The following is a 19278-nucleotide window of genomic DNA, read 5'->3' as shown; positions in this document are numbered from 1 at the left end:
CGGACGGGCTGCTGGCTCAGCCTGCGACACGTTGCCGCGTCCTCGGTTCACCCAGTACCCCATCGGTTGGCCGCACAACGAGCACCTCCGTTCGACAGCGAGGCGGGTCGAGACGGTGGTGTTGATGGTGGTGAAGTCCACGTGCGACCTGTAGCCGGCCGGGTCGGGTTGGAGATGGGCAGGCCGCGCCGCGCGTCATGGGGACGCGCGGCCAGCGATGCCGGGATGTCGGGCACAGCTGCGGCCGGGCCGTTGTCCGATGGGTCGGTCACGACGCACCGGCCGCACGACCGGGCCGGGCGTCGGTCACGGTGACGTGCGGTTGCTGGGACCGCAACACCGCCCGCGCCTGTTGCCATTGCGCCTCGGTCAGGCACCGGGTGACGGGGTCGAGACTCGCGAAGGCCATCGTGACGGCCATGAGGTCGGCCGCTTCCACCGAGTCGAACACGGCGACCATGTCGCCCCCGGCGACCACGTACACGCGCGCCTCGTCGGCTGGCCGCACCATCGGAGCGGTAGGGGCGGTGCGACGGTGTTCGGTCAGCCACCGGTCGATGACCTCGGCGGGGTCGCCGGTCAGGGCGCCGGTGTCGAGGCCTTCGCCGTCGAGCCACGCGAGGTGATCGGCGACCGTCCAATCGGGGTGGATGAGCCAGGACTGCCGGACGGCCTGCCACATGGTCAACCGCGCCGGTACGCCGACCGGGTCGGCCGGTCGCGACCCGCCCGGGCCCGGCACCGCACACACCGGGGTGCCGTCGCGGTGCGACGCCACCGGACGCGAGGCGATTGCGTCGAGGGGCCAGTCACGCGGCGGCACGATGCGGGCCGCTGCCCCGCACTCGGGGCAACGCAGCGACCCCGACGCGCCCGCCGGCGCGTGGCCGGCGTGGTCGCGGTCGGGGTGGTGGTGGTTGTGGGGGGTGGTCATGATCGGTTCCTTCCCGTGGCGGTTGTGGGGGGGGCATGCGGGTGCCGGGGCCGGGCGTGATGCCCGGCCCCGGCGGGGCGGTAGGTCAGGCCGCGACCAGCACGGCGGCCTCGTCGGTGCCGGCCTCGTCACCGGCGGGGATGTCGTTGTTCTGCGGCGGGGTCATGAACGCGCGGACTTCGGCGGTCGGGGCGGGCGCGTCGTCGGCCAGGGCGTAGGTTTCTGGAGCCTCACGGGTCAGGACCAGCACGCCGAGTCCGGTCAGCTTGGCCATGCCGTTGCGGACCGCGCCGGGGCTGCGCCCACCGACCTCACGAGCGACGGTGCCGGGGGTAACGTCGTGGCCGGGGCCGAGGTCGCGCATGAACGCCTCGACCCGGTTGCGCAACTCGTTCTTGCCCAACTTGGCCGACCCGTCGCTGTTGATCTCACCGTTCGGGCGGCCGGTGCCGGTGGTGCGGCGGGCCGACGGGCGGCGGATCTTGCGGGTGTGCCCGCACGTCGGGCAGGTGGTGTGTGTCGGGGCGTTGGCCGGGTCCACCGTGGTGAGGTCACCGTCGGCGATGACCCACAACTCGTCGCCGTCCTCGGTGACGGGCAGGCGGCGGGCGGCACCGGCGACCTCCATCGCGGCGAGGATGGTGTCACCCATCGCGACGGACAGGCCGCTCTCGTTGATCGCCTTGTCGGCGGTGATCCCGTCCGGGTGCCCGCCCAGCACACCGGCCATGATCAATACTTTGAGGTCGGGCTGACGCACGGCGGCCGGCGCCCCGGACACGGGTGCACCGGAGACCGGGGCCTCGGACAGCGTCGCCTCGTCGGGCGTGCCCGCCGAGGCGTCGGCGTCGGGCGTCGCCTTGCCGGCGGTGGTCGGGGCGTCGTCGGTGGTGGGCTCGTTGGCCGGGTCGGGAGTCGGGTCCGTGGTGGCGTCGTCGGTGTCCGGGGTCGCGTCACCGTTCGCGGGGTCGGGCGTCGCCTCGTCGGTGGTGGCCGGGGTGTCGTCGGTTGCGGCGACGGGCTCCCAGGTGTCGGCGGCCCTGCGGTTGCCCTTGCTCGGGTCGGGGGTGCGGGTGGCGGTTCCGGCGGCCTCCATGACCGACAGCGCCTCGGTGACGACGGGCAGCGGCAGGTTGGTTTGTCCGGCGAGTTTGCGGCTGGTGAGCCCGGGGTGGTCCCACAGCGCGGCGGCGACGGCGGACCGGGCCTCGTCGGTGCCGGGGGTCAGGTTGATGTTCGCGGTCATGGCGAATACACCTCCGTACAAGGGGTCGACAATTGGCGATTCCGCGTGCGCCTAATGCGCTTTCGTATGGCGGTCCGCCGGGGCGTTTGTTGTTGCCTACGTCCATGGACGCTCGATACCCGATGGTTGTCAACCCCGCCGCCCAAGACTCTTTACCCGCCCGGCGCCACGCCGATTCCCTCCTCCGTTTCCGCAACCGCTATAGCCGCACGGACACTGTTTAACGGCCCCTGTTCACCGCTGGGCCACTTTCGGCACGCCCCCTACCCCTACCATAGGGTCGGCACAGCACGAACCGCACGCGCTGCCCTACGGGCTCACGGTTTTCGGGGCGTCAACGGCGACCGCCGCGCGGTCCGACGGGCCGACACGCGACGGTCGCCGCACTCTGTGAAAGCGAATTCGGATGGTGCGGAAAATCACTTCACGGGTCTACAGGGCGACGCCTTGTCGGCGCATAAACGACACCGGGTCAACCGCATTGTTGGCGCCTTCGTGGATCTCTAAGTGCAAATGGGGTCCGGAGGAGTTTCCGGAGCTTCCGACGTGGCCGATGGGCTGCCCGGCGATCACCGTTTGCCCGACCGTTACGGTCGGTTGTCGGACCATGTGGCAGTAGCGCGACACGATGTCGCCAGCATGGCTGATGTCGGTGTACCAGCCGCACCCACCGAGGCCGGGGTAGCCGTCACGGTCGCACGGCATCGGCCCGCCGGTAGGTTCCCACGAGTCGCCCCCGGTGTTGCACCGCACGCGCACCACCACCCCGCCCGATGCGGCCCGGATGACGGTTCCTTTCGGGGCCGCGATGTCGACGCCGTCGTGCCCGGGGCGGTCGGCGGTGCGGAACCCGGAACCGACCGCCCCCGCCACGGGACGAGTCCACCCGGAGGAGCTGATCGGTGCGCCGCCGCACTCGGGCAGTGTGCCGCCGGTGTACGCCGGTCCGACGCAGCTACCCCCGCCTCCGGCGCCGAACACCGACGAGACGACTCCGGCGGTGGCGGAGGTGAGCAGCACCAGCGCCACGGCGGCCCCGACCGCAGCCCAGAGGGCTACCCGTCCCACGACGCACCACCCCCGGACTGTTCGGGTAGGTCGGTCAGGCGCAGTCGGTCGGGGTGCCCGACGATGCGCCAGACCGGCCCCGCGGGCCCGGATGGCGCGGCGTGGTCAGCGGCGGCGGTGGCCACTGTCACCCCGTCCGGCACTGCGGCCTGTCGGAGGTGGGCGTGCAGGTTGGTCTCCCGGGCGGTAGTGGGTAGCCAGAACAGGACCGGGTACGCCCGCCGGGGCGGTAGCGCGGCGTAGCCGGCGAGTTTGCCCGCCACCCGCCGCAACGTCTCGGTGCCGAGATCTACTTCGACCCAGAACGGCACCGCCGGGCCGTTGTCGGCCCACACGCCGTGTCCGTCCGGGCGTACCAGGTTGCCGCACGCTTCCCGGCAGCGGGCCTCGTTCCACCAGCGCACCAGCCGCGCGCCGGGGTGGGTGCGGGCGTGCCCGGTGAGCGCGACGAAGAAGCCGTTGACCGTGATCAGGTGGGCCAGGGTCGGGGACATGGCGAGGCGGGCGGTGGCGTCGCGGACGGCGGCCGGGCGGGGCAGCGGCTCACCTCGTCCGGCCGCGAGGATGGCCGCGCCGACCGGGCCGAGGGTCCACCTCCACGCCTGCGAGCCGGGCCGGTGGTAGTGGCGGAACCGGTCGAGGATGTCTCGATCGTGGAGGGTGTTGAGTCGGTTGCGGGCTCGGCCGATCGACCCGAAGGCGAGGTCGACGAGTTGGTCGGTGGTGAAGGTGCGGTGCTGGTCGAGCAGGTCGAGCAGGAGCCGGTCTCGGGGGGTGAGCCGGCCGAGTTCGGCGGCCACGACGGACGCCGTCAGGCGGAAGCTGCCTTTGGCTGATCTGCGGGTAGGAGGGATATCTCTTATCAGTCGGTTCCGGTCCACGGGTCCTCCTCACCGCCGTCGACCTGCGCGTACGACGTGTTCAAGGGGGCGTGTTCACCCGGTGGTTCGGGGTCGTTGCGCTGCTCGTTGGACCGCTCGTTAGAGGTCTCGCTTGACCACTCGCCTTGAACGGTGAAGGTGTTACGACCAACCAGGTTCGCCACCGCGGCGTCGGCCGGGATTGACGACTCGGCTGAGGCGGTGGCGGCTTCGCCGAGTAGCCGCCGACGCTGCTTCACCGCAAGGCCGGTGTGGTTGCGTGCCGCGCGGCGCAGCTCGACGGCACGCCCTGGGATCGCCGGTGGTGGAGGTTCGGTGTCGGCGGTGACCGGCGGGACGATCCGCCCGCCCGCGACGGGACGCAGGACGACTTCGTAGCCGCCGAGACGGATCAGGTCTCCGTCATCGAGGTATGGGCGCAGGTGCCGTGCCTGGTCGATGGCGTCGCGGGGGGCGAGGGCGAAGTACACCTTGTTGCGGGCGTTGGCGTCGATCGCCTCCACCATGTCCCCGGACAGCTGGCCGAGGTACTGGTGAGCGAGGACGAAGCTGGTGTGCAGGCCGCGGGCCTCGGCCAGGGCGTCGTCGATCCCGATGGGCAGGTGCAGGAAGTTGTGGCACTCGTCCAGCACGATCATCGCGTCCGGGCGGTCGTCCTCGGGGATGCGGGCGCGGGCGGTGGTGGCCTGCCACAGCCCGGCGAGCAGCAGGGAGCCGACCAGGCGGGTGCCGTCCTCGCCGAGGATTCCCTTGGGTAGCCGGGCGAGCAGGACGCCGCCGTCGAGGATGTCGGCGAAGGAGAACGTGGTGGCCGGCACCCCGAACAGCGACGTCGCCATCGGATGCGCCAATACGAGGCGCAGGCGGGACAGCAGCGGAGCGGCCAGGCCCGAGCGCTGCCCGGCGGGCAGTTCGTTGAACCCTTCCCAGAACTCGCCGAGGGTGTTGCCCTCCCAGGCGTTCAGCCGTGCGGTGACGGCGTCGACCCGCTTGGCTCTCCAATCCGCGTCGGACAGCAAACGTGGTAGGTGGGCCAGGGTGGCGCCGTCGAGGTGGGCGAGGGTGAGCAGTCCGTGGTAGCAGATGTCGGCGGTGCGGTGGCCCCACCACCGTGACCACACCTTCGCCATCACCGCCGTGAGGTTCGCGGCGACATCGTGCGGGCTGCCGCCATGTATCGCCGGGTCGAGCAGGTTGATCGCCGGGGGGCCGTCCCGCTCGTCGGGGTCGATGAGGACCAGGCGGTCACCGCACTGTTTGGGAAACCGGGCGAGAAGATCACGGATGAGGTCGCCTTTGGCCGGGTCGAAAGCGGCCACTCCACGTCCGGCCTCAACATCGTCGAGGATCATCCGCATCAGCAGGGTCGTCTTGCCCGTGCCGGTCGGCCCGATGGCGTGGACGTGGTACCGGCAATCGGCCAGGGAGATCCCGACCCTCACCGGGGGTCCGGCGTTGGCGACGCCGATGACCTTGCCGCCCAGTCCGTGCCGCTGGTCGACCGGGACCAGGTTCAGCCTCCCGTCGGCCGGGCCGATGCTGCGCGCGGACGCTGTCGTGTCGATCGTGTTCATGGCGTGCTCCATGCGGTCGGCGGTTCCTCGTCGTCGCCCGCGCCGGGGTCTGCCTGCGGCACCTCGCCGGGGTTGGCCTGCTGGCCGAAGGTCCGGAAGACGTCGCGAGTGGCCGCTCGGCGGCGCGACGCCGCTGCGGGCAGGCCGTAGGCGGCCGGTTCAGTGGGCAGTCCGGCGAGGGCGGCGGCTTCGGTGATGGAGACGAGGCTCATCCGGTCCTGCGGCGCCCACCGGTCTGCCGCCGCGCGCGCACCGCGCCGCAGTCTGCGGCGGATGAAGTGCGCCGACAGCAATCCGAACCCGGAGCTGACATCCGCGGCGGCAGCGGACGCGGCAGCCCGAGTCGGGCCGGCGGCAACCGTGTGAACGGCGACGAGGAGGTGCGGTGCGTCGGCGAACTTGGTCCTCGCCTGCCGGGCCAGCTCGGCGCTGTACGGGTCGGCTGGTCCGGTGTTCCGCTTCGGGGCCGATGAGCCGGGGGTGACCAGGTTGAGCACGGTGAGGATCCCGGCGCGTACTGCTTCGCCGAGCAGCCCGGCGCCGTGGGCGGTCCGCCGTGGTCGGAGGGCGCGCTGCGGGTTGGTCATCGCGCGGCGGAGCAGCCGCAGCCGGTGGGCTGGCGCCCGGCCGAGGTGGACTTGCAGGATCGCGCCGCCGGTGCGCCCGGCCGAGGCGAGCCCTCCGTAGACGGCCCGGAGCCTGTCCTCCTCGGGAGCGCCCGCGTCCATGCCTCGGCGCGACGTCAGTGTGGTGTTCTCGACAAGGGGCAGCCATTCCGGCTGGGTCGGCCAGACCGCGAGCGCGGCGACGGCACCGGTCGTCGGGACGGCCGGTGGGCGGGTCTGTTCGGCGCGTGCGCCGGGCCAGCCGCGTTGCAGCAGCCGCACGACGGCGGTCGGGGTGACACCCGGTGGCAGCCACAGCCCGCAGCGCATCCCGATCGGGTCGGCGGCGACTTCCCAGACGAGCCGAACCGGGCGCAGCGCCCACCGACGCGGCGCGGGCAACACGGTGGCCAGCAGCCGCCACAAGCCGATCGTCGCGGCCGGAGTGGCGGTCACCGGCGGGGTGATCTCCAGCCACCGCGCGGCGGCGGCGTGCCGCCGCCAGATGTGCCGCCGCCACAGCCTCCACCCGACCCGCACGCCGATGAACGCCGCCACAGCAGCGAGCAGCAACGGCCACCGGTCGCGGACGGCTGCGGTCGCCTCGTCGCCCCAGGAACCACACAGCAGCTCGCCTACGACGGAGTCGGGTACGTCGCCGTGGCCCGGTACGCACCCGGCGGGGTCCGCAGGAGACGGCGGGGATGGGGACAGCGTGAACGAGGCGACCATCGGGAACTCCGATCGGTGATGTGAGACGAGCCGGATCAGCGGCGGCGGCCAGACGAGGCGGTGACCGGGCCGGTGACGATCAACTCGTGCTCGGCGGCGGAGGCGTGGCTGTGGAAGGCCACCCGCGCCGACCCGGCCGTCAGGAGCGCGTCGCCACGTTGGCAGGACAGCAGGAACGTCCGCTCGCCGTCGGTGAGCCCGAACGCATCAGCGACGGCGTCGATCGCCTGCGGCGCCTGCCGCAGCAGCACCTGCGTGGCGGCGTTGGAGACCACGGCGCGGCCAGTCTTCGTGGCGAGCACATCGGCGGCGTCCTGAGTGACGACGGTCAGTCCGACCCCGTACTTGCGGGCGGACTTGGCCAGGGTTTCCAGAAACACGCCGCCTCGCCCGCCGGACAGCAGCTTCCACGCCTCGTCCACCAGCACCATCCGCAGCACGTCCGGTCGCTGCCCGGAGGCGGTCGCGCGTACGGTGCGCCAGATCGTGTCCAGGGTCAGCAACGTGCCGACCGGGTGAAGCTGCTCGGGTAGGTCCCTAATGGCGAACACCACGAGGTGCCCTCGGGCGGCGGTAGTGGTCGGCCCGTCGAACAGACCCCTCATGCTGCCCGCGACGTACGGGTGCAGACGGGAGGCGACCCGGCGACCGGCGTCGTCGGTGTCCTTCAGCGCGGCCGTCACGTCAGCCAGCAGTGGCGCCGGCCGCCGCCAGGTACGCGGGTCGGTGGTGATGCCCTTGGCCCGGTACGCGGCCAGCACCGCCACATCCAGCGAGCGGGCCTCGTCGCCGGGCAGGGGTGCGCTGACGGCGGTGTCACCGCCGGCCATCACCGCCACGAGGGTGTGCATGAACCGTGCCCGGTCGTGGAGGGCATCATCACCCGGCGGCAGGTCGAGAGGGTTGATCTTCACCCCCGGTGCGCCGAGGCGGATGACGGTGCCGCCGACCGCGTCGGCCAGCCGCCGGTATTCGTCTTCGGGGTCGATGACGAACGCCTCCACGCCGAGGCACAGGTTGCGTAGCAGGTCGAGCTTGGCCAGGTAGGACTTCCCTTCCCCGGAGCGGGCGAGGATGACCGCGTTGTAGTTGGACTGCGCCCACCGGTCCCAGACCACGACGCCGGCCGAGTGCAGGTTCAACCCGAACAACACCCCCATGCCGCTGTCCCCTGCGGTGGCGGGCAGGTCGGGGCTGGTGAACGGAAACGCGGCGGCGAGGGCGTCGGTGTCGAAGACCCGTTTCATCCCGAGCGCGTCAACGCCGAGGGGTAGGCCGCTGATCCAGCCCTGCACCTGCCGCCAGGTCACCGGCGCGGTGTCCAGCAGCAGCGAGGAGGCCAGAGACCGCACCTCAGCCACCCGATCCGCGAGGTCTTCGGGGCTGGTGCCGTGGACGGTCAGGTACAGGCCGAGCCGGAACAGCTTCGCCTCGCCTCGAGCGACCCGACCGGCCAGCTCAGCGGCGTCAACCGCGGCAGCGTCGAGTTCCGGATCATCGAGGCGGCCTTTGGCCGCCTCGTGGCGACGGGAGGACTCGAACCGGCCGCGCTGCTTGCGCAGCCGCTGCGATGCCACCGCCGGCGGGACCGGTTCGATGTGGAAGGCGGCGTCGACCAGACCCGGGTAAGACAGGATCGGCTCGGCCCACCCCGGGCCGACCTCGGCCGGGTAGCCGACCACGACCAGGGTGGTGGAGTAGCCGTCCCCGACCCGCACGTGTCGGCCGTCGACCTCGACGGCGTCCGGGGAGCCGGGCAGGATCGTGGCCGGCTCGGGCGGCGCAGACCGCCGCGTCGGCAGCAGTGCGGAGAGCAAGTTCACCGCTGATCACCTCCGTCAGATGCGGAGTAGGGGGCACGGGGTGGGGCGGTGGGGTCGAGGCTGGCCGCGAGCCGCACCAGGACGTCGTGCCCGTCCAGGACCCGGGCGGGAACCTCGCAGCCGGCGAGGGCACGTACCGCCTCTGCCGCTGCGTGGGCGGTGTGGTGCGGGCCGCGTCGGCTCCGCACGGCGACGGTGATCTGCCGGTGCAGCAGCTCGCGCCGCGCGGCCAGGTCATCGAGGAACGCCACGTGCGCGCGGGCGGCCTCCTCCAACGCGGGATGTGGCAGCCCTGGTGCGGCGGTGAGAAACCGGTCGGCGAGGTAGGTCAGGTCGACCTGCTGTGCCCGCACCACGATCTGCACCGGCCCGTCGAGACTGTGCAACCAGCGGGCGAACCCGGCCACCAGGCCGTTCTGCTCACCCGCCGTGCGCAGCCCGAACGCCACCGTCGACGCGGCGACCAGACCGGCGGTGCCATCTGGGCCGAGATCGATCAGTCCATCGCCGGTGATGCCCTTCGCCGGCAGCCGTAGCGGTGCGGGCAGCGGTAGCCGGTCACCCGGCCCGACGGTGGTGGCAACCCACGCCGGAGCCGGGATGACCGGTCCGTCGGCCGGCACGAGCCAACGCGGGCTGCGGCGGTGCCGCAGGGCGGCGAGGACCCACGCGTCGAGGCTGATGCCGTCACGGCGGCCGACCGCCAGAAGGAACGCCCCAGCGGCGAGCGGCGTCGCCCCTGCGAGGAACACCAGCGGATGCACCACCGTGGCGACCGTCGTCCAGGCGGCGTAGAGCAGCAGGCCCGAGATGGTCAGGATCACCAACTGTCGGCCCGACATGCCGAACGCGATCCTGTCCGGCCGCTCGATATCCGCCGGGATACGAGCTTTATAGGGCTCGTCGTCAAAGTTCTTCTTCGGATTCATTGGTCGTTACGCACCCTTTCCACCCATTGAGAGGTGAGGAGTTGCCGGTGTTGTTCAGCGCCCGGATGAAGGGCGTTCTGGTGTTCGTGTGCGAGAGCGACGGCGGCAAGCGGCGGGTATCGCTGCCCCAGTCGTGGACGGATCGAGGCCCTGAGGCGATGCCGGACCGGTTCGCCGTGGACGGACTTACCGCCGCGCGGGCGTTGGTTGACGCGCTGGCATCCCGGCTGAGCGATGACACGGAGGATGCGCGATGATCATCTCTGTTGTGGACAGAGCGGAGTCATCCGGCCGGACGGCGCGAGCGGAGATGAGACGTGGGCGCCGGCTGGAACCAGGTCGAGGCTGTGATGGCGGTGGCGAACATGACCGCCGCGGTGCTGGTGGCACGGGCAGGTCGTGGTGAAGGCGAATTCGAAGATCACGACGTCGCATCGCGGCAGGCTGGCGGTGGTGTATGTGCGTCAGTCGAGCGTGGTGCAGGTCCGGGTGCACGGCGAGTCGACGACCCGCCAGTACGGGCTGGCCGCGACCGCCGTCGAGATGGGCTGGGCACCGGGCGGGGTGCTGACCATCGACGCCGATCTCGGGGTGTCCGGCCGATTCGGCGCGCACCGCGACGGGTTCACCGAACTGCTGGCCCGGGTGTGTCGGGGCGAGGTCGGCGCGATCTTCGGCCTGGAGGTGTCCCGGCTGGCGCGATCGTCCGGGGAATTCGCCCGGCTGCTGGAGTTGGCCCGGCTCACCGACACGCTGTTGGTCGACGCCGATGGCGTCTACGACCTGGGCGACGTCAACGACCGCCTCCTGCTCGGCCTCAAAGGCAGCATGAGCGAAGCCGAGTTGCACCTGCTCACCGGCCGGCTGCATGGGGCGAAGCTGGCCGCCGCGCACCGTGGTGAGCTGCGCTCGCCGCTGGCGGTGGGTTACGTCTACGACGACGGCGAGGTCGTCGTCGACCCGGACGAGCAGGTCCGCCAGGCGGTTGAGGACCTGTTCGCCGAGTTCACCGCGACCGGGTCCGCGCTGGGTGTCGTGAAGGCGTTCGCCACCACAGGGCGGCTGTTCCCGCAACGGAAGTGGGGTGGTGCCTGGGACGGGCAGATCAAGTGGGGCCGGCTCACCCATTCCCGGGTGCTGCAGGCGGTCAAGAACCCGGTCTACGCCGGCGCGTACGCCTACGGGCGCAGCTACGACGCCCGGACCGTGCGCCCGGACGGCACTGTCGCGGCCAGCCGGGTCAAACGCGCCCGCGCCGAGTGGACCGTCCTCATCCAAGACCACCACCCCGGCTACATCACCTGGCAGCAGTTCCTCGACATCGAAGCCAAGCTCACCGCCAACCACACCAAAGCCGGGTTCCGGCCGCCCCGCGAGGGCTCCGCGCTGTGTCAGGGGATCATCTTCTGCGGCGTCTGCGGAGGCCGGATGGGCACCCGCTACGGCGACGCCGGCCGGGTGCACTACCTCTGCCAGCACAGCAACCCCCACCGCACGGACGCCTGCCGCACCGTCGCGGCGGTCACCGTCGATGACGCCGTAGCCGCACTGCTGTTGGACGCGGTCACCCCGCAGCAGCTCAAGCTCGCGGTCAAGGCCGCCGATGAGCTGACCGACCGCTACACCCGCAGCCACCGCGCCGCCGAACTCGCCGTCGAACGCGCCCGCTACGAAGCCGACCGCGCCGAACGAGCCTTCAGCAACGTCGACCCCGACAACCGACTCGTCGCCCGCACCCTGGAAAGCAAGTGGGAAGCCAAACTCCAGGCGCTCGCCGACGCCGAAGCCGCCCTGGCCACCGCCAGGGCCGCCCGGCCGCCGCTGCCCGAACGCGACGCACTGCTCGCCCTGGCCGCCGACCTGCCGAAGCTGTGGCACCACCCCGACACCCAGGCCCGTGACCGCAAGCGGCTGCTGCGCACCCTGATCGCCGACGTCACCCTGCTGCCCGAACAACACAAAGACGAAGTCCGCATCGGAGTGCGCTGGCACACCGGCGCCGCCGACGAGATCACCGCCGGCCGGATCGGACCCGGCCGCACCCCCACCGTCGCCCTCGACCTGATCCGCCGCCACGGCGCCACCCACACCAGCGAACAAGTCGCCGACATCCTCAACGACGCCGGGCTTCGCACCGGACGCGGACACCGCTGGACCAAAGGCGGCGTCGCCCGCGTCCGCGAGGCATACACCATCCGCGGACCCCGCACCGTCGCAATCCGAAACGGCGAGATCAGCGTCAAACAAGCCGCCGCCGAGCTGGGCATTCCCGCCGACGCCATCTACAACTGGCTCGCCCACGACCAAGTCCCCGCCCGTCGCGGTCCCAGCGGACGCTGGTGCATCCCTTGGGACCCCGCAACACAAGCGATCTACCGGGGAAAGATCGCCGCGTCGGTTCGGCTCAGGTCGAGGCTCCCAGGTCTCACCGCGACGCCGGACATACCTTATCCACCAACATAAACAGCCTGTTGGGCACAAGATCGGGAACGAGGGCACCCGAACCGTCATCTCAGTGCTCATGGCAGTCTGACCGAAACGGGCCCGACAATCGGAGGCGATGATTTGACCGGCTGGTCGGCGATGGCGGGCACTCACCAGTTCGCCGTGCCCCACGAAACCCATGCCCGACACGTGGCCACAGCCTTGGCGTCGTACGGCTTCGCCTATGTCACAGCTCGGCCTTCGCCTCGTGGCGGTTGGATGGTGACCGCCGTCGATGACGGACCGTACCCGGTCGATGCCACTGGCCACCGCATGATCGACGCTGTCGGTCGCGCCGCTGCCCTCATCGCCCGCCAGCACGGCGGCTACCCAGAAGGCGGAAGTCGCTGCGACGTGACCATGCTGCAGATCATCCGAGGCCCCGACGCCCCGATCGTGTACGCAAACCCCGGCGCACGGCCCCCAACGCCAACCATCGAGGTCGTCGCACCACCACCAGCGGCACCGCTGACCCTGACTCCTGACCACGCCGAAGACACGCCCATCGACCTGTCTGGGCTGGACGAGATCCCATGGTCCGACCTCGAACACGCCCACGGACGCGCGGAGGACATCCCCGACCTGCTGCTGGCGCTGGCAGACCCGTTCGGCGACTGGGACCAAACCCTCGACGAGTTGTTCGGTGACAACCTGCTGCACCAGGGAACCTGCTACTCGGCCACCGCGCCCGCATTGCCGTTCCTCTCGCGCATGATCACCTCCGGGGCGCTCCCCGCCAAGCAGCGGCTCGACCTCTATGTATGGCTGCTCATCGCCGCTGATCGGTGGGCTGACGGACTGCTTACCGACGCCGACCGCGCCGCAGCCGAAGGCCGCCCGCCCCAACCCGGAGCATGGACCCTGGACGTCCACTCCGCCGTCGATGAGCAACTTCCTGCGTTGCTCACTCGATGGCATACCGAACCACCAGCGGTGAAGTTCGTACTGGCCTGCATGGCTGCCCTGTATCCCCACCACGGGCGTCAGATCCTCGACCAGATCACCAGCATGGCGCAGGAGTTCGACGGAACTCAACCTGGCGCATATCTGCTGCTGGCCGGAGCCCTGGTACACACCCGCGACGACCAAGCTCTCGCAGTCGCGACGGACATCGTCGCCTGGGAAGAGAGCCACGACCCTGACTGGCTGAACGCAACCAACCTGGCTGTCGCCGTCACGACGGGACATGTCCTCGCCGAAGGAGCACTGCGCGCTCTCGGCAACATCGAGTAACGCGGTACTTCGGCTCCAAACCAGTCCGACCAAACCCCACCAACAACCGCAGAGAGGGCAGTATGCAGCGTCCGTCGGCACCCGAGCCCGCATCGGAGCCTCCTCGCTGGTGCGGCTCATCGCCGATCACCTCTCGGTTTCGGCGCCCTGCGCCGCCCCGGGGCGGACGAGCGAGCCGACGGCGGTTCGGCGGGAACGGCGGTCGGGCCCGCCGATCTGGTGTCGGTCGTCGGGGACGGCCTCGCGGCCGGGGTCGGGGATGGGCGGGGCGGCGGGGTGGGGACCGGCGGCCGCCGGCCGTCCGGGGGCGGCGGTGTGGACGAGGCGGGCGGGCGTGGCCGAGGCGTCCTGGTGGCCGGTGCCCGCTCGACGGCGGTCGGGGGGCTCGGCTTGGTGGCGGCTTGCGGGCTGGGGGTGGCACGCCGCGCTGCCGTTGGCCGCGTCCCCGGTGTCGAGGCTCGTCGTGGCCTGCCGGCCGCCGGCGTGTCCGGTGCCGTCGAGAACACGGGTGTGACCGGGGCAGGTGGCCGGCGTGGGGCGGTCTGCCGCGCTGGTGCGGCCGAGAACGTCACCGCCGGTGCCACACCGCCAGGTGCCGGTGCCGGTGCCGTAGTCATGGCATGGCTGAAGGCGACCCGTGCCGGTGGCGCGGCCGGGGCCGGCGGGCTCGGCTGAGGTGGGGACGGGTGAGAGAACTCGACGGCCGGGACCCCGCCGGACGGTACCGGCATCGGGGTGGACGGCGACGATGGGTGACTGAACGCAGGAGCGGCGTTCGTCCCGGACGGCGCGGGCAGCGGCGTGTCGGTGACCGGTGCGTGGCTAAAGGCCACCGGCCCCGGCGGGGACGGACGGACCGCAGCCGCCCCCGCACGAAGCGGCCGAGGTGGACGGGACTGACGCCGGCCAACGGCCGATGGACGCGGACCAGGTGGGCGAGGTGCCGCCCGTCCGGCGGACTGGGCCGCGCTCACGCCGCCCAGGATGCCGGCCGCCGCACCCAGCGTCTTGATCATCAGGAAGGCGTGGACGAGTTGCCCGATCAGCCCTCGGCCGCTGCGCTGCCCGAGCGGGCCGAGGATGAACTGTCGCATCCAGCCCGGCAGTTTGATCAGCAGCCACAGCATCGTCAGGCAGACCACGACACCAAGGAGCCCGGCTCCGGTCGCGGGCACACCCAACGCGGTCGGCCCGGCGGGAGTGAGGAACACCTTCACCGTGGCCATGACGACGATGGCCTGGGCGAGTTGCAGTCCGAGGCAGGCCAGGACACAGCGCCACCACAGGTGGGCCACACCCTCGGTGAGCGGGCTGGCGTGGCAGATCAACGCAGCCGGGGCGACACCGAGCAGGATCACCAGCGCCGCCAACCGCAGCACGAACGTGAACTCCAGAACCAGGCACATGACGATCACCGCGATGACCAGCAACGCCATCAGAAACCCCTGACCCTGCAGGGCGCCATCCACGATCTGCCGGATCGCGGTCGCGGCCGTCGGCCCGTCGATCGTGTTCCCGGCGATGGCCACCGTCAGCGCGTTGGTCAGCTCAATGGCCTTCTGCCCGATGATCAGGCTGCAATTGGCCAACACCACTCCGACGGCGATGCGGGGCAGCACCTGCTTGAGGCCGTACCGGTTTTGCAGGGTCTCCCGAGCGGTGACCAGGAACCCTCCGGCGATGATGAACAGCACCACGACGCCGTTGGCGGTGATCAGGCTGGTCGTCCAGATCGCCTTGACGTGTTCGTTCATGGTCAGGTCGGGGGTGGACAGCCACGTAGCGCCGAGGGCTTCCATCACCGGCTGCAGTGCCTGCTCGGCAGCCCACACAACCAGGTCCACGACGGCCTTGCGGACCTGGCCCTCGATGTCGTACCAGGCCGGGTCCTCATCGACCTCCGGCGACGGCTGCCCGGGGATGGTCGGGGCAGGACCGGGCGCGGGTGCCGGCGTAGAGAGAGGTGGTTCCACGCCTGGCGGGCGCACGCCCGGGTCGGGAACACCGGGCGTCGGCGGCGTCCCGGGCGCGGTGGGGGGCGGCCCTGGCGCGGGACTCGGCTGGGCGTTCGCTGATCCGGACCAGGCCAGAGCCAACCCAACGACGATCATGCTGAGCAGGAGCGCCGCGCGCCGAGACATGCCGCGCGGTCGTGCGAGGCGGATGGTCATCAGGCCACCCACCCACCGACGATGGTGACCAGCAGCGGAGCGAGCAACACACCCGCGTAGCCGATCGCCGCGCTACGCAGGGCGAGCTTGCCCTTCTCGACTTCACCGGGATCACCGCTGGTGTAGCGCAGGAAACCGACCGTGAGGCACAGAGTCGCCCAGGAGAACAGAAGGCCGACCAGCCACAGACGGATGTTGTCGATGACCTGCGCGATCGACTCGACAGCCAACACCACCGAGGCAGGCTCGGCCGCGTACACCGTGCCCGGCATAGCGACGACGGCGACAGCAACCGCGGCGGCACCGAGCAGCCTCAACACGGCGCTGGCCGCCAGAACGCATCGAGGCAGGCGGCGGACCAACGAGCGTCCGCCCCTGCCGGTCCCGAGACGACGGCGAGCCGCCGCCCCGGGACGACGGAAGGGGGTATACCTCATGGCTTGGGCACCTCCGGTGCGCACGCCCGGCCAGGTGTGGGGTGCGCGAGTGGGCTTCGGCGAAGGCAGGACCTGGTTGCAGGGGCGACCTGTGGTGCCGACCGGCGCGGCCGTCCTCCTCACCGAAGTGGCGGCGGGCCGGGGACCGTGCGGGGTGTCAGCGCCGTCAGCGGGTCCGGTCGGACAGGTTCACCTTTGCGAGAAAGTCCCGTACTAGGGGATTACAGATCCCAGGCCAGGATTGGAAAGCTGCAGCTCAGGCAGGCTGATCACGGACGCTTCCGGCTGGTGGGCGCGTCGAGGACCACCAACGCAGTGGCCTCGTTAATCACCTCCGTGTACGGATCGGACAGCTCACCGGAATCGATCGCCGCCCTGAGGCGGGCAACGGCGGCACTGCGGCGCTTGTACAGATTCCAGCGCGGCTGGCCGGTCCGTTCGGCGTAAGCGGTGAGGCTGACTTCCTCCAGGTACGTCGCGCCGATCAATTCCGCCTCCGGCGCGGTGATAATCCCGGCCTTGAGCGCACTTGCAAGAACGAAATCCGGATGCCCGTACGGCGCGGGAGGCAATACCGCTCCCGGAGCGTGGTTCGGCACCCCACACGAAGCCGGCTCCAGATCACGCAACTCAGCGCGGGCCTTCGAGAACGCGGCGGACAACAGGTTCCCGACCACGCCCGGCCTAGCCACATCCACCGTGCCGAGAGCGCGGAGGAAGTGCTCGACCATGGCCGCCTGCACATCGCCGGCGAACAGCTTCGACAGCAAGTACGCCTTGAAGCGCAGGCCCGGCAGTGCGACACCGACCGCGCCCGCGCGCCAAGCCGGATCCCCATTACGGGCGTGCTGCACCAGCAGCCTCCATGCCGCATCCCGGGCCGGGTAACTGCAGGACGGGTGCATCAGGATCGCCGACAGCTCAGGCAGCGCAATCCGACGCCGGGGCAGACCGTGGCCGAGGCTACGGCCGTCCACCGACAGCGGGCTCGGCCCCTGCCCCATCAGCCGGAACCGGTACTCGATGTCGCTGAGCAGACTCTCACCGCGCGGCACAGCTGCAGGTACGACAGCATAGGGATGACGGTCCATCGTGGTGCTCCCTCGTGATGACCACTTGCCGAACGGCGGGAGTGCCGGTCGGCGCTGCGCCACCACGCCACCAGGGCCTCTGCACAGATCATGAACACTTGTGATCTTGTTCAAGGGTGCGTCGGCAGGTGTTCAACCCGGCCGCAGCCGGCCACACCGATACGCTGCACCATCCGGTTAGGCAGCACAGAGCACTGGGAGCACACCCCGCGGTAGGGGCTGTTCAAGGCCCGCTGCGCCGCGAGCAGCCGCATCGAGACGGCGTTCTTGAGCACGCCGCACCAACGCTTGCGTCCATCGTCATCCAGCAAGACGGTCGACAGAACCGGAGACTGCAGCCCGGTCGTCGAGGGATGAACGACGATCTTGTTCAAGCCCGTTGAGGACCTTGGTCCATCTGCAGCCGACCACATCCCGATCGGCCTCTCCATGACACTGGCCTGCGTCTCGATCCCCGGTGACTGCCTGTTCAAGCGACCATCCTCGGATGGCACGTGACGTTGGCCCAAGGACCGGGGCTTCGTCGGCGAGTTTGCAACCAGTCGTTGGCCACGTTCGACACCACCGTGCAGGCGATGCCTTCACGGATGTCCACGAGAACCGGCGCCACTTGTCGATCATGACTTGGTCTGGCGCAACGTTGGGCAGGGCGCCAGCGCTACTCTGCGTATGTCGTTGTGATCACACAACTCCGCCGACTGTGCGCGGATCTGCCGATGAGAGCATGTCGGTGGATGGATGATCTACCCCGATCGGCGTCGTAGTCTAGTTGATTTTACTTGATCTATCTAGCGGACTAGGCTAGAGTCCATGAAGCGGGTCGACCTCATCAAGAAGATCGGTGCAGCGGCAGCCAAGGCGGGCAAAGAATTCGTGCTGCTTCGGGAAGGCGGTAGTCACTCGATCTTCAGGTGCGGCGGCGAGAAGATCGTCATACCCCGACACAGGGAAATCAACGAACATACCGCGCGAGGCATCATGAGCGACCTCGATGACCAACTTGGGGAGGACTGGTGGAAATGACGACCTACTCCGTGTCCTGCCGACGGGTCGGCAACTGGTGGGCCATCAGCGTGCCCGAACTCAAAGGCGTCCACACCCAGGCCCGCCGGCTCGACCAGGTCGCCGCCATGGCTCGCGAGGCGATCGCGTTGCTGCTCGAGACCGACCCGGCCGCAATCAGCATCGAGGTATACCCAGAGCTTCCCGGAACGGTCGTGGCAGCACTGGACGCCAGACGGACCGCTCGGGACGCCGACGAGAAGGCCGAACAAGCGACCACAACAGCCGTACGGGCACTCCTTGGCGACGGATACACCGTCCGAGACGCGGGCGCTCTTCTGGGATTGTCGCCCCAACGCATCTCACAGATCGCCGCCCAGAACACCACGCGTCCCACCTCAAGTGCGGCGTAGGAACTGCCGGATTTCACTGTTCTGCCGCCGATCGGGCGTCACGGAGCGTGACCAAGGATGGCAGAATCAAGCGCGGTCGTTCCGATGGGTGGACGTCGCATGACCAGGTACATCGGCCGCCGGCATTCCCTTGGTCCTTGATGGCATCCTGGGTTGGATGGGCGGCATGGTGGATCTGAAGGACGGGCACGACGACGTCGTTGGTGTGGTGCGGAGACTGCTGACGGGGGACCTGCCCGCTGAGTGCGATTGGTCCGGATTCCCATGGGACGACGCCCGGATCTGGTACCGGGTGACGATCGTCGCCTGGCCGTCCGGTGAGGCGGGTGAATGGGTCAAGGTTGTGATCGGATGCGCGCAGCAGCCTGCGACGTTCGGTGTTCCCAATGGCGCGACACCAGCCGTGAGCCGGTACTTGGACTTGAGCGAAGCCCAGCGCTCGCGAGAGTGGTCGGTGTATCCAGGCGACCCGGCCCAGGACCTAGGTGTCTGGATCCATCTCGCGGCAACGGTACGCCAAGTACAGAACGCGTTCGATGCGCGAGCGCTGCACCGCGAACATGACCGGACATTCGGGCTTGTGGTGCGACGCCCGGTTCCGGCATGACAATGGGCAGGCCGCATCGCACGCCTGCACGCTGACCTCGATCAAGGC

17 protein-coding genes and 2 pseudogenes are annotated in these 19278 nt (G+C 70.2%); 6 read left to right on the top strand and 13 right to left on the bottom strand.

The window, feature by feature from the left end; all coding sequences use genetic code 11:
* Positions 1 to 48: 48 nt before the first annotated feature.
* The 9 genes and pseudogenes from O7627_RS37180 to O7627_RS11735 all read right to left on the bottom strand — a co-directional run.
* Positions 49 to 272, bottom strand: a pseudogene (locus O7627_RS37180) (hypothetical protein); the annotation flags it as partial.
* Positions 269 to 934, bottom strand: a complete 666-nt coding sequence (locus O7627_RS11770) for a hypothetical protein (protein ID WP_278093534.1) — start codon at positions 932 to 934, stop codon at positions 269 to 271. The gene O7627_RS11770 and the pseudogene O7627_RS37180, both read right to left, overlap by 4 nt.
* 85 nt (positions 935 to 1019) lie before the next feature.
* On the bottom strand, positions 1020 to 2180 hold the full coding sequence (locus O7627_RS11765; RefSeq protein ID WP_278093533.1) for a MarR family winged helix-turn-helix transcriptional regulator: 1161 nt from the start codon (positions 2178 to 2180) through the stop codon (positions 1020 to 1022).
* 432 nt (positions 2181 to 2612) lie between these two features.
* Positions 2613 to 3080 (bottom strand): annotated as a pseudogene (locus O7627_RS11760) (M23 family metallopeptidase); the annotation flags it as partial.
* A gap of 155 nt (positions 3081 to 3235) precedes the next feature.
* Positions 3236 to 4048, bottom strand: coding sequence for a replication-relaxation family protein (locus O7627_RS11755; RefSeq protein WP_278093532.1), 813 nt, complete (start codon positions 4046 to 4048; stop codon positions 3236 to 3238).
* 62 nt (positions 4049 to 4110) lie between these two features.
* Positions 4111 to 5703: a type IV secretory system conjugative DNA transfer family protein gene (locus O7627_RS11750; RefSeq protein ID WP_278093531.1), complete on the bottom strand. Its 1593-nt coding sequence runs from the start codon at positions 5701 to 5703 to the stop codon at positions 4111 to 4113.
* On the bottom strand, positions 5700 to 7040 hold the full coding sequence (locus O7627_RS11745) for a hypothetical protein (protein ID WP_278093530.1): 1341 nt from the start codon (positions 7038 to 7040) through the stop codon (positions 5700 to 5702). The genes O7627_RS11750 and O7627_RS11745 overlap by 4 nt, the downstream gene beginning before the upstream one ends.
* 35 nt (positions 7041 to 7075) lie before the next feature.
* On the bottom strand, positions 7076 to 8863 hold the full coding sequence (locus O7627_RS11740; protein WP_278093529.1) for a DUF87 domain-containing protein: 1788 nt from the start codon (positions 8861 to 8863) through the stop codon (positions 7076 to 7078).
* The gene (locus tag O7627_RS11735; protein WP_278093528.1) at positions 8860 to 9792 is read right to left on the bottom strand and encodes a PrgI family protein; all 933 of its coding nucleotides are present in this window, start codon (positions 9790 to 9792) and stop codon (positions 8860 to 8862) included. Before O7627_RS11735 ends, O7627_RS11740 begins: the two co-directional genes overlap by 4 nt.
* Here O7627_RS11735 and O7627_RS11730 point away from each other — a divergent pair.
* The 3 genes from O7627_RS11730 to O7627_RS11720 all read left to right on the top strand — a co-directional run bounded on the left by O7627_RS11730 (position 9792) and on the right by O7627_RS11720 (position 13509).
* Positions 9792 to 10049 carry a DUF5372 family protein gene (locus O7627_RS11730; protein WP_278093527.1) on the top strand — a complete coding sequence of 86 codons (258 nt, stop codon included), beginning with the start codon at positions 9792 to 9794 and terminating at the stop codon, positions 10047 to 10049. The genes O7627_RS11735 and O7627_RS11730 overlap by 1 nt on opposite strands.
* A gap of 196 nt (positions 10050 to 10245) precedes the next feature.
* Complete coding sequence (locus tag O7627_RS11725) at positions 10246 to 12255, top strand: recombinase family protein (protein ID WP_278093526.1); 2010 nt, start codon at positions 10246 to 10248, stop codon at positions 12253 to 12255.
* A gap of 240 nt (positions 12256 to 12495) precedes the next feature.
* Positions 12496 to 13509, top strand: a complete 1014-nt coding sequence (locus tag O7627_RS11720; RefSeq protein WP_278093525.1) for a hypothetical protein — start codon at positions 12496 to 12498, stop codon at positions 13507 to 13509.
* A 116-nt stretch (positions 13510 to 13625) separates the two neighbouring features.
* Here O7627_RS11720 and O7627_RS11715 read toward each other — a convergent pair whose 3' ends face one another.
* From O7627_RS11715 to O7627_RS11700, 4 genes are all read right to left on the bottom strand, one after another.
* The gene (locus tag O7627_RS11715; protein WP_278093524.1) at positions 13626 to 15482 is read right to left on the bottom strand and encodes a hypothetical protein; all 1857 of its coding nucleotides are present in this window, start codon (positions 15480 to 15482) and stop codon (positions 13626 to 13628) included.
* Between the two features lie 197 nt (positions 15483 to 15679).
* Positions 15680 to 16117 (bottom strand): pilin, encoded by a 438-nt coding sequence (locus O7627_RS11710; RefSeq protein ID WP_278093523.1) that lies wholly within the window; start codon positions 16115 to 16117, stop codon positions 15680 to 15682.
* A gap of 269 nt (positions 16118 to 16386) precedes the next feature.
* On the bottom strand, positions 16387 to 17208 hold the full coding sequence (locus O7627_RS11705; RefSeq protein WP_278093522.1) for a hypothetical protein: 822 nt from the start codon (positions 17206 to 17208) through the stop codon (positions 16387 to 16389).
* A gap of 110 nt (positions 17209 to 17318) precedes the next feature.
* Positions 17319 to 17582 carry a hypothetical protein gene (locus tag O7627_RS11700; protein WP_278093521.1) on the bottom strand — a complete coding sequence of 88 codons (264 nt, stop codon included), beginning with the start codon at positions 17580 to 17582 and terminating at the stop codon, positions 17319 to 17321.
* Positions 17583 to 18018: 436 nt separating this feature from the next.
* Here O7627_RS11700 and O7627_RS11695 point away from each other — a divergent pair, with 436 nt between their 5' ends.
* From O7627_RS11695 to O7627_RS11685, 3 genes are all read left to right on the top strand, one after another.
* Positions 18019 to 18231, top strand: coding sequence for a hypothetical protein (locus O7627_RS11695; RefSeq protein WP_278092690.1), 213 nt, complete (start codon positions 18019 to 18021; stop codon positions 18229 to 18231).
* Positions 18222 to 18623 carry a type II toxin-antitoxin system HicB family antitoxin gene (locus O7627_RS11690; protein ID WP_278093520.1) on the top strand — a complete coding sequence of 134 codons (402 nt, stop codon included), beginning with the start codon at positions 18222 to 18224 and terminating at the stop codon, positions 18621 to 18623. Before O7627_RS11695 ends, O7627_RS11690 begins: the two co-directional genes overlap by 10 nt.
* A 157-nt stretch (positions 18624 to 18780) precedes the next feature.
* Positions 18781 to 19230 carry a hypothetical protein gene (locus O7627_RS11685; protein ID WP_278093519.1) on the top strand — a complete coding sequence of 150 codons (450 nt, stop codon included), beginning with the start codon at positions 18781 to 18783 and terminating at the stop codon, positions 19228 to 19230.
* The last annotated feature ends 48 nt before the right edge of the window (positions 19231 to 19278 follow it).

It is taken from the genome of Solwaraspora sp. WMMD1047 (assembly GCF_029626155.1).
Classification (GTDB): Bacteria; Actinomycetota; Actinomycetes; order Mycobacteriales; family Micromonosporaceae; genus WMMD1047.
The sequence above is the reverse complement of the archived record's forward strand: the minus strand, read 5'-3'. Positions and strand labels throughout refer to the sequence as shown.

What these genes read in the sequence shown, in the direction of transcription:
- O7627_RS11695 (WP_278092690.1), top strand. Translation starts at nt 18,019, where the DNA reads ATGAAGCGGGTCGACCTCATCAAGAAGATCGGTGCAGCGGCAGCCAAG.
- O7627_RS11750 (WP_278093531.1), bottom strand. Translation starts at nt 5,703, where the DNA reads ATGAACACGATCGACACGACAGCGTCCGCGCGCAGCATCGGCCCGGCC.
- O7627_RS11735 (WP_278093528.1), bottom strand. Translation starts at nt 9,792, where the DNA reads ATGAATCCGAAGAAGAACTTTGACGACGAGCCCTATAAAGCTCGTATC.
- O7627_RS11710 (WP_278093523.1), bottom strand. Translation starts at nt 16,117, where the DNA reads ATGAGGTATACCCCCTTCCGTCGTCCCGGGGCGGCGGCTCGCCGTCGT.
- O7627_RS11705 (WP_278093522.1), bottom strand. Translation starts at nt 17,208, where the DNA reads ATGGACCGTCATCCCTATGCTGTCGTACCTGCAGCTGTGCCGCGCGGT.
- O7627_RS11765 (WP_278093533.1), bottom strand. Translation starts at nt 2,180, where the DNA reads ATGACCGCGAACATCAACCTGACCCCCGGCACCGACGAGGCCCGGTCC.
- O7627_RS11720 (WP_278093525.1), top strand. Translation starts at nt 12,496, where the DNA reads ATGGTGACCGCCGTCGATGACGGACCGTACCCGGTCGATGCCACTGGC.
- O7627_RS11685 (WP_278093519.1), top strand. Translation starts at nt 18,781, where the DNA reads ATGGGCGGCATGGTGGATCTGAAGGACGGGCACGACGACGTCGTTGGT.
- O7627_RS11770 (WP_278093534.1), bottom strand. Translation starts at nt 934, where the DNA reads ATGACCACCCCCCACAACCACCACCACCCCGACCGCGACCACGCCGGC.
- O7627_RS11745 (WP_278093530.1), bottom strand. Translation starts at nt 7,040, where the DNA reads ATGGTCGCCTCGTTCACGCTGTCCCCATCCCCGCCGTCTCCTGCGGAC.